This window comes from Acinetobacter sp. SM34 (assembly GCF_022012365.1).
Taxonomy (GTDB): Bacteria; Pseudomonadota; Gammaproteobacteria; order Pseudomonadales; family Moraxellaceae; genus Acinetobacter.
Genome location: NZ_JAKLTP010000027.1, coordinates 1 through 9894, shown reverse-complemented (window position 1 = coordinate 9894; position 9894 = coordinate 1). Strand labels below are relative to the sequence as shown.

The 9894-nt window shown below is 36.2% G+C and carries 8 protein-coding genes and 1 pseudogene; 4 read left to right on the top strand and 5 right to left on the bottom strand.

The window, feature by feature from the left end; genetic code table 11:
• The 3 genes from LZZ98_RS15275 to LZZ98_RS15265 form a co-directional block, all read left to right on the top strand.
• Window positions 1-1396, top strand: a 1396-nt coding sequence (locus LZZ98_RS15275; protein ID WP_330848261.1) for a type VI secretion IcmF C-terminal domain-containing protein, incomplete at its 5' end; no start/stop codon positions are given.
• 49 nt (window positions 1397-1445) lie between these two features.
• Entirely contained in the window at window positions 1446-2405 is a 960-nt protein-coding gene (gene tagF, locus LZZ98_RS15270; RefSeq protein ID WP_237788575.1) for a type VI secretion system-associated protein TagF, read from the top strand.
• Between the two features lie 6 nt (window positions 2406-2411).
• The gene (locus tag LZZ98_RS15265; protein WP_237788574.1) at window positions 2412-3173 is read left to right on the top strand and encodes an OmpA family protein; all 762 of its coding nucleotides are present in this window, start codon (window positions 2412-2414) and stop codon (window positions 3171-3173) included.
• 60 nt (window positions 3174-3233) lie between these two features.
• Here the strand turns inward: LZZ98_RS15265 and LZZ98_RS15260 are convergent, their stop codons facing one another.
• Together LZZ98_RS15260 and LZZ98_RS15255 are read right to left on the bottom strand one after the other, a co-directional pair.
• Window positions 3234-4655 (bottom strand): amidase, encoded by a 1422-nt coding sequence (locus LZZ98_RS15260; RefSeq protein WP_237788573.1) that lies wholly within the window; start codon window positions 4653-4655, stop codon window positions 3234-3236.
• A 129-nt stretch (window positions 4656-4784) separates the two neighbouring features.
• The gene (locus LZZ98_RS15255) at window positions 4785-6200 is read right to left on the bottom strand and encodes an aminotransferase-like domain-containing protein (protein ID WP_237788572.1); all 1416 of its coding nucleotides are present in this window, start codon (window positions 6198-6200) and stop codon (window positions 4785-4787) included.
• Between the two features lie 217 nt (window positions 6201-6417).
• Between LZZ98_RS15255 and LZZ98_RS15250 the strand changes: the two genes are divergently transcribed.
• Entirely contained in the window at window positions 6418-7212 is a 795-nt protein-coding gene (locus LZZ98_RS15250; RefSeq protein ID WP_237788571.1) for a hypothetical protein, read from the top strand.
• Between the two features lie 63 nt (window positions 7213-7275).
• On the opposite strand, the gene LZZ98_RS15245 is transcribed toward LZZ98_RS15250, so the two are convergent.
• The 3 genes and pseudogenes from LZZ98_RS15245 to LZZ98_RS15235 form a co-directional block, all read right to left on the bottom strand.
• Window positions 7276-7434, bottom strand: coding sequence for a hypothetical protein (locus LZZ98_RS15245; protein WP_171262915.1), 159 nt, complete (start codon window positions 7432-7434; stop codon window positions 7276-7278).
• Between the two features lie 189 nt (window positions 7435-7623).
• On the bottom strand, window positions 7624-8223 hold the full coding sequence (locus LZZ98_RS15240) for a hypothetical protein (RefSeq protein WP_237788570.1): 600 nt from the start codon (window positions 8221-8223) through the stop codon (window positions 7624-7626).
• A gap of 1314 nt (window positions 8224-9537) precedes the next feature.
• Window positions 9538-9894, bottom strand: a pseudogene (locus tag LZZ98_RS15235) (hypothetical protein); the annotation flags it as partial.

Sequence of the window (9894 nt, the reverse complement as noted above, 5' to 3'; positions counted from 1 at the left end):
CCAGCAAACAAAAAATATTGATATCTTGGGCGAGCCAGAAAATTCCCCCATTCGTGCCATTATTCAGCATATTGCTCAAGAAACCAGTTGGGATAACCCAGTGCTTCAAGCAGAACTGGCTGCACCAAAAACCGGTTTCATGGCATGGTTTAAAGCTAAAATTTTAATCCAGAATAAACCTAAAGTGACGAATCTGGCTTCGAATCAAGCACAGGGAATCATTTCAAAAGAATTCCAGATGTTCTATCAACTGGTACGTAAACGCGATGATCAACAAAACAAATCTTTATTAGATGAATATATGCAATCACTTGCACAGGTCAGGAGCAAATTTAATGATCTGAAGAGTACCGGAGATATTGGTCCGGCAGCCTTTATTTTAGTCAAGCAAACGATTAATGATCAAAACTCTGTCTTTAATAATAGCCAAAAAATCATTGATGAAGAAATGACTGTTGGACTGAATGACCCAGATCAGCAAGTTCTGCAAAAATTATTGATGAGTCCCTTAACTCAATCCTTTGCTTGCTTATTGATTCCAGCACAGCATGAAATGAATAAATTATGGATGATCCAAGCGAATCAGCCATTTAGCGCTAACTTAGGTCAAAAATATCCATTTAACTCTTCTGCAACATTGCAGGCAACTCGCCAAGAAATCAGTCAAATTTTGGGTGAAAATGGCAGTATTGCACGTTTTGTCAAAGACTATCTCGATCCGCTGGTCATTCGTCGTGGCTATCTATTAACCTCCAAAACCTGGAAAGATTTGGGAATTAGTCTGAATCCACAATTTGTAATGAATTTCCAAAGTTATGTGGCACCCAATAATGGCATGGCAACTGGGGAGCTGAACCAAACAACGGCAGCAGTAAGCAATCAATCCAATTTCCAGTTTTATCCTTTAGAAAATCCACAACTTCTGTCTTATACCATTGATATTGATGGCCAAAGAATGGTCTATGAAAATGGCATTCAACAATGGGTTAATTTTGTCTGGCCAAATCAAGGTTCTATTCCGGGTGCACGTATTAGCGCGGTAGATTTGCAAGGACAAATGCATACCATCTTGGATGAACCAGGGGAATATGGCATTAACCGCCTCATTGATCATGCACAGCGTACACAACGTGGCGATAGTTTTGAGATGATCTGGAAAGATCAACAAAATCCTGAGCTAGCCGTAAAAGTTAATTTCCGTTTGATTAGTGGTAATTCAGGACATATTGGTTCGAGTCGTGGGTATGCCGGCATGCAACTGGTTGATCAGGTGGTGAATGATAAGTCGGTTCGTGTGGTTGCAGCACAGACAGTCCCAACCACCCTAGCAGTGGTTAAAACAAATGCCACTCCTGCATTAGCAAGTATGAATAATGGTGGTGGAGTTAGCCAATGATGAATATAAAGCACATCATCCACACAACAAAAAAAGTGGGAGCATATTCATGCATACCATGAAAACTTTCCCGATTTATTATGGTAAATGTCCCGCACATGGTGATTTTTTGAAAACGCGAGGGCAGTCCGCTTTAATTCAACTACTAGATCAATGGATTACTGAGGCACTGGGATATGCCATGCAATCAGCTGATTTTGCTACAAACTATAAACAACTCCCTGCGCTGGATTTTTTTATTGCAAATTCACAGGACGGTAGTTTTCTGGTCGCCAATTTAATCAGCAGTGAAGATAGTTCAGGTCGTCAATTTCCAATGCTGCTGAGTCATTTATTAGAAGTTGATTTGCCCGGTGATAATATTTTTTATGCACCCTTGCGTTATAAGCAGACTTTAATTGATTTATTGCAAAAGAATAGGGAAATACAGTCGCTCAGTGAGCCTGATCTTCTACAGGATAAACTGGGAAAATTAAGCAATGAAATTGAAGTGCTTACGCGTAATGAAAGTGCTGAATTTTATCAAGATCATACTATTCATTCATTTTCACAATTAATGAGCTTAAGTGCCAATGAGCTGGCTCAAAGTATGATTGGTCTGGGATTATTGTTGCAGCCCGTGATTCAACAAGGAACGGAGCAGATCAAAAAAGTCCTGATTTTACCTGTTAATAACTCCAATTATAGCCATGAAATAGCCGCTTTCTGGGTCAATTTGATCAGTTATTTCGTTTCAAAACAAAATGTAGAATTATGGACTGGAATTTTGCATCTGAAGCAACCCGTGCTGCTGTTTGGTTTCCAAGGTGCCGATATTATTGCTTTAAGCGAGATATTCAATCAAAAAATGGATTCCGGGCATTGGGTTTCACTGCTTCAAGCCAACTGGATTGATCCTTATTTAGAACAAAATGCAGGACTTACTGCTTTAGAACAAGTTTTAAGTGAGCGCCAACTAAGTCTTACCCAAAGTATGAAACTGTTTAAACAAACATTTATTAATGAATAAAATATTATGAAAAAACAATATATTAAAATTATTTTTCGGATCATTTTTTTAATTTTTAGCTTATCTGTAGTGACCCATGCCGAGCCGATTGTCATTGAGGGGGCGGTGCCCAATGAAGCCAGTAAACAAGAGATTTTAAATAAAATGTACACGACTTATGGGCAAGAGAATGTCGTCGAAAGACTTCAAGTCCGTGCTGTTACTGCTCCTAATGGTTGGAGCGGTGCTGTGAGTAATGTCATTACCGAGGACTTAAAGAAAGTAAAACAAGGCAAACTAACCGTACGTGGTACACAGGTGGATTTATCCGGAAAAATGAGCGATGAAAATGACCTTCAGCTGACAACTACAAAATTTCACAGTCTTGTAGCAGCTCCTTATCGTTTAAATGCACAATTATCCGTAAACCAAGCTGAGCAACAAATGATTGATGCCACATTAAAGCATCGTATTATTGAATTTGAATCTGGAAGTGCTGTGTTAACTGCATCAGGCACACAAATTTTAGATGAAATGGCCGTAGCATTGAATAAAGTCGGCGGCAAAAAAGTGAAGGTGATTGGCCACACGGATAGCTCTGGTAATGCAAATAAAAACCTGACTTTAAGCCAGCAGCGTGCAACTACAGTGAAAAATTATTTAATTGGGAAAAATATTGCAGCTGTAAATTTAACTGCAGAAGGTTTCGGTTCAAATCAACCTGTTGCTGAAAATACCACTGCAGAGGGCCGCAGAAAAAACCGTCGTATTGAGTTTCAAGTTCAATAAGTTATTGCATTTAAATACACTATTAAATAAGGAAGCATGATGCTTCCTTATTTTTTATGATCAAGCATCCTGAATTCTACGCCAGGGTTTTGCCTGCTCAATTTCATAAGCCAATTCAATTAAAGTTTTTTCATCACCAATATTGGCGGAAAGCTGCATGCTAATCGGTAAGTCATCCACTTGCGTTTGACCCATAGGGATTGACATTCCCGGAGCGCCAACGACATTCTGAATAGGAGTAAAAGTAACGTAATTTTGAATCCGATCAAATAATTGATCAAATGGAAGCCTAGGCGATAGATATCCAATTTGCGGAGTTGTATGGGCTAATACCGGTGAAAGAAGCACGTCATATTGGTTAAAGATGTCCTGATATTGTTGCTGCATTCTTTTTAAACGATACAAAAATAACGGCGTTTTATAAAAGTTCTTTTTATAAAGTCCGGCAAGTCCAACGGTTAAATTATCCAGTTTTTTGGCATTAAATCCAGCACCAAATGCCTGTTTGCCAAAGGTTTGCAGCATAAAGGATAAAAACCCCCAATATTCACTAAAATCATCGACAAAATTTATGGAGATAGGCAGCTTAAACTCTTCAACATGATGACCCAGGTCTGCAAGTAATTTCGCAGTTTGGTTAAGAGTCAATAATGTTTCCTGATCAATTTGACCGGTGATGGATTGGGTGACTAAGCCGATTCGTAAACGGCGCTGGTTAGGCTGTTCGATTAAGCCGATTTTAGGCAGTTTTTTATTATAAAATCTGTGTTCCATACCAGCATAAAAGTAAGCCGTATCACGAACACTGCGCGTAACTACTCCTTCACTGATGATATTAATGGGTAAAGAACGTGCTGCATCACTATCAAATGTACGACCGCGACTGGGCTTAAGTCCAATCAAACCACAGCAAGCAGCGGGGATTCGAATTGAACCGCCTCCATCATTGGCATGGGCAATAGGTACTACACCAGAGGCCACCATTGCAGCAGAACCACCCGAAGATGCACCACAAGAATAGTCTGTATGCCAGGGATTAACCGTAGCACTGCCATCCTCAAACTCAGTGGTAGCATTTAAACCAAACTCGGGCAGGGTGGTTTTACCTAAAACCACAAAGCCCTGATCTAAAATTTGTTGACTGATTTTGGGATTAATTAATACGGTTTTACCATGTACCGCTTTAGAACCATGCGTGGTTGCTAAGCCTTGATAATCGGTATTGTCTTTAAAAAAGAAGGGAACACCGGCAAAAATTCCTGTTGGCTTGAAATGTGGCTTTGACAAAGCACGCTCAAAACATTCAAGCTGAATCGCATTGAGATGCGGATTGACGCGTTGTGCGCGGGCAATCGCTGCTGCTGTCACTTCCTGTACGGAAGCCTGTTTACTGCGAATTAATTGTGCGATACCCACGGCATCTAGATCTGACATTACATCATTATCAAATGCATGAATTCGTTTAGAATTTTGCGATTCCATATAATTTTAGCCCTGTATTTCCCTATATTTTTGTTTTTCATTTTGTCTTATAGATATCAGCATAAGAAGACAAGGCTGATCAAAATCATTTTACAACATAGTCATGACAATATTCACTGTCAATTTAAACTATTCATCCATTATAAAACCTTGCAGCGTAGCAATAACCTGATCTAGTGAATGCTGAACTGAATCTGACCATTCAAATGAACAGTTCATCCTTAAATAATGCTGTTTTTGTGCAGTGATATTGAAAAGTTGACCCGGTGCAATACCTATTTGCTGCTGGATAAGGACTTCATAAATTTGCATACTGTCTACATTTTTAGGCAGTTTCAGCCATAAAAAATAGCCACTCGGATAATATTCAATTTTACATTCAAGGGGTAGGTTTAACTCTAAATATCTATAAAATAATAATTTATTATGCTGTAAATTTTTTCGTAAATTACGCAGATGCTTTTCATAATGAAAATTGGACAAAAATTCCACTAAAGCGTTTTGCAGTAAAGAATTGACAGAAATAGTGCTCATTAACTGCAAGTGTTGAATATGCTGCGAGTATTTCCCGGCATGCACCCAACCCACCCGAAACGTTGCACCCAAAGTTTTAGAAAAAGAAGAGCAGTGGAGGATCAAATTATTTTGATCATAATAGGTCATGGGTAAAGGCTTTTTATGTCCAAAATACATTTCTTCATAGACGTCATCTTCAATCATATGAACTTGATATTGATGTAATAATTTTGAAATCTGGAATTTTATATCTTCTGAAACGGTAAAACCTATAGGATTATGGCTATTCAACATAAACCAGCAGAGTTTTACCGGATAGTTTTTTAAGATATGTTCAAAAGCGTCCAGGTCAAATCCATGTTTGGGATGCTCTGGAATTGTGACCACTTTCAGGCCTAAACGTTCAGCCGCTTGCCAGGCACCGTAAAAAATATTTTGCTGCAAAACAATATAGTCACCTGGTTGAGCAATTGCTTGTAACGCCAGGTTCAGCGCATCCATACCACCGGATGTAATGACAATGTCATCAGGGTCAGTTGCGATACCTTGCATACAATAGCGTTGCGCGATCAGTTTGCGTAAAGCAAAATTTCCGGGTGGCAAGTTATCGATAGCATCATAACTTTTTTTATTACGTGCAATTTGTCCCATAATCTGGGTCAGTTTTTTGGAATAGACCAAATCACTGGCCGGAAATGCCGAACCAAACGGAACAATATGTTCACCCTGAATGGATTTCAGATACTTAAAAATTAATGAATTGATCTCAATATTAGAATTGAGAGAAACAATTAAAGGTGTGTTGTGTTCATGGTCGGCATATGTATTTGCAATGTAGTAGCCAGATTTTTCTTTTGCATAAATTAAACCTCTAGATTCAAGCTCTTGATAAGCATTCATCACGGTAATCAGGCTAAAGCCGGAAAGCTGCACTTGTTCACGTAAAGAAGGAAGTTTTTCATGGGCTTTCAGTGTGCCACTTTCAATCAATTGTCTTAATTGATGAGCAAGCTGTTCTGACTTATACATGTTGACGTGTAATTTAGAGAAAGTAACTGTCTATAAATATAACTGTATTTAGTTAATATGGAAGTATTTTTATAACAGATTTGTTTGGAAATGCAGATCTGTTATAAATTTTATGGCTGATGTTGTATCTATCAAATTCAAGAATATTTGCAATACTAGCGCACACTGAATGCAAACACATGATGAATGTGCATAAAATGTTGAAATGGAGTGATAAATGTTTGAAATATCGCAACTAAATTTGATCCAGCAGTTGCTTACAGGGCATAAAGTTTCTCCACAGGTTGAAGGGTTACTCAAGCAAAAATATTTAAATGTCGAAGCCACATTATTAAGAGCAAAAAAGCTCAGAGAAATAGAGAAGGCAGGGCACATTGTGATTCTGCAAGACCCCATTACAGAGCATATTGAAGATGTCGCTTATTTGTTCTCACCATTTATATTGGCTAATCTGAATCAAAAGGTCATTTATCACACAGTTAAAAATGAACAAAGTTTAAGCATTTTGTCACGTTATTATCAGGCTAATTATAATAATCTCAGCTTTAATTTTGATGAACTATTGGACAGCCTAGGCTTATCTCTACAATTAAATGATGAAGGAATGACTCGGGGAGATTCATTTTATCTAAATTTAATCAATGGTTTATGTAATTCAAAAGTATCTAGAATAGTTTGTATTACGCGTCTGAATGTCAATCTGGAATTGATTAATCTAATCGCTGATTTTTTGCATGTGCAGATTCAAGTCATTACTCTAGAACAGCAATCTGAATACTTAGATATAAATAAAATCAATATGTTACAACTATTATTTAAGAATAAAAGTGATGAATACATACAACTTTGTACAAAATTTTCTCAAATTAATGCCAAGTTGCTGAAAATATTAGATTTATATAGATTTGATCAAGCCCAATTGCTGGTAGACGATATGTTTTATTCAGAGCATATTTTTGAAAAACTTTCAGTCTATGGTGAATATATGCAAACTAAAATTCAATATCATTAAACTAAAAAAGCAGCATGCTTGACGAAAACATGCTGCTTGATCATAGATTTAGTCATGTTGAAATTATGGAAGATATGAATTATCTGCATTAACCACGAATGCGACACCAATACAGAACAATAAAGCATAAATCCCGAACCAAATGATGGCACGTTTGAAAGCTTTATCTGAAATGCCACTGTCAGCGTATTTTTGCTGTCTTTTTTGCTCTTGATCGTTCATCAGACTATCTCATTTGTCTATCTGTTAGCTTGATTATTGACGATGTAAATGAGTATCTATAGATACAAAAAAGTGAAATATTTATATAACAGTTATAGTTTTAAATTTGCAGGTGCATATTGAAAGCGTGCTATGAATAGCTATTATTATAAATCAAGTCAAAAAATTTAGACTTGGCTTTAAACTGGTTTATCTATTTTCCAGGATGGATAAAAATGCTTCGATAAAGTTAGGTAGTCTTTTATGATGAATTTGTCCCACTTTAATGATTTCATAAGTTAAACCATCGGGTTGGAGCTTTTCACTTTCTATTTTTAACTGTTGTTGGGTTAACTGTAAGCCCTTTAACCAATCTTCAAGTGCTTTGATTGGTATATCATTTTTAATATCGCCACCTTGCATCGCTGTTTTAAAATGGCTTAAGGTTGTACTGTCTTTAAAGCAGACTTCAACCCGATGTTCGGTACTGTTAAATAGATCATGCTTGATCACAAACAGAAATTTTCCACTGACAGGTTTTAGGGCAGTGATATAAATATTTTTATGATTTAGGCTATATCTTTTATTTTTGGCATTATTAAATTCTGAAGTCCATCCTTGAGACTCTAAAAATTTATCCATTTCAATGAAGATAAGATCGGTTACTTGTTCTTCAAGCGTATCTGCAAGTTCCTTGAGTTCATGGCTAATCACGATTAAATTATTTTCCAATTTTGACCGCTGGGATTCCTCATCATCATGCTGTTTGGATTGGGCTAATACGGCTTGGAAGCGTTGTTCAGGCGTCATTATGTACTCACTTGATTAAAGCCTTATGCGTTCATGATGTGGCTGAATATATATAATTGCAAGTAAGAATAAGGTACTTAAATCAATCATTTTTAACAGAACATCTATGCTTATAAGAATATATATTATTGATTTTTAATAATAAATTAATTTATTTTGATGTCTATGATATGTGGTAATGGTTGAAATAAATACACATTTTGTAGCGATTCAACTAAGCAAATTTTTATTGCACAGATTTCTCACGAAAAGCCGAAAAAGATTAAGGGAATAAGAAGCAATAAGTGAACATGCTTTATATAAGGTACATAGTTAGAATTTCGTATAATGTATATTATGTTAAATAAGATATCCAAGATTGCGCCCTACATAACTCAGCCGTTGGCGCAACTTCACTGGAGAGATTCAGCACAATATTAATCTCTCCAGTGAAGTATCTTAATGAACATAATATACGTTATGCCGAAATCCGTGAGCTTTGGAAGTTTGTGTTTTTATTGTGGACGTTAATTTAGAAACGTCCAAACTAATTCTAGAAGGAACAACCTACAGGATCACAAAGAGCTTTAACCAAAATCAGTTTCATAAAATGCTGTTAAAAAAAACCAAATAGCAAAAGGACTAAATACAGTAAGAAATCCCTCATACTTGATGGATATTTTAATAAAAAACCTATTTTGATTCATTTTTAGTCAATCGTAACCCGCATGTTATAAGACGCTATAATCTTCCAATAGTATGATCCAATTTAATAAAAAGAACCTTTAATTGATCTATTTCAATAGAATAATCATCATTAGATAACTGCATGTTTTCTAAATGTTTCTCTAAACATTCACGAATGAAAATATAATCTTCTTTAAGTAAAACGCCCTTATTTCGATTATAGCCAACTGTTCTATATAGATGCCTATTTACCATATCAGTTCGCGCCTACGGACGCTCTGCCCTTACCGGTCAAGTTTAACTGGGAGCTTGTAATCAGGGAGAAGTAAGCCATAGAATCAAATTTACCGAATCACTCGTAGACACTCGTTCTGCTACACGGATGTTAAAGATAATGAAAAAAATATGGTTATTGCTTTTAATATCATGTAATACATCAGCAACACAGATAACACTAGATAAAAAACAATCTGTATATAGAATTGAGTACAACCCCAAGACACAAACCATAAAAATCCTTTCAAAGAAAAACCCCACAAAAGCATGTGATCAAGATGTAAAGAGCGAATCTACAAAAGTACTTATTGAAAAACAATTAAAAAACAAAAATGAAAAAATAAGTCTAACATTTAGATGTATGAATTAAGATCATATTAATCCCATCTCCTTAGCTTTTTGGAATTTCTCCATTTCTTCAGGTGATAAGGTCGCATTATTCGGTTTAGTAGCAACCTGATTATTAACCTGAACAGCTTCGGAATCCCTATTTTGAGTAACCATTCCACTATCATAATTATTCACCTGCCTATATGGATTAAATGGACGCTCTCCAGCAAGAACACGTTTACATAAATCTTTTGGAGCTTCAGTTAAAACAGAACCTTGTTGATCATAAGGAATATTATTTAAACAGCCTGAAAAAACACGTTGATTAGCTACTGGAGAACCTTGAAGGTATGAATAATCAAAAGGATTATTTGCATCATATTGTTTTTGATTAATAGC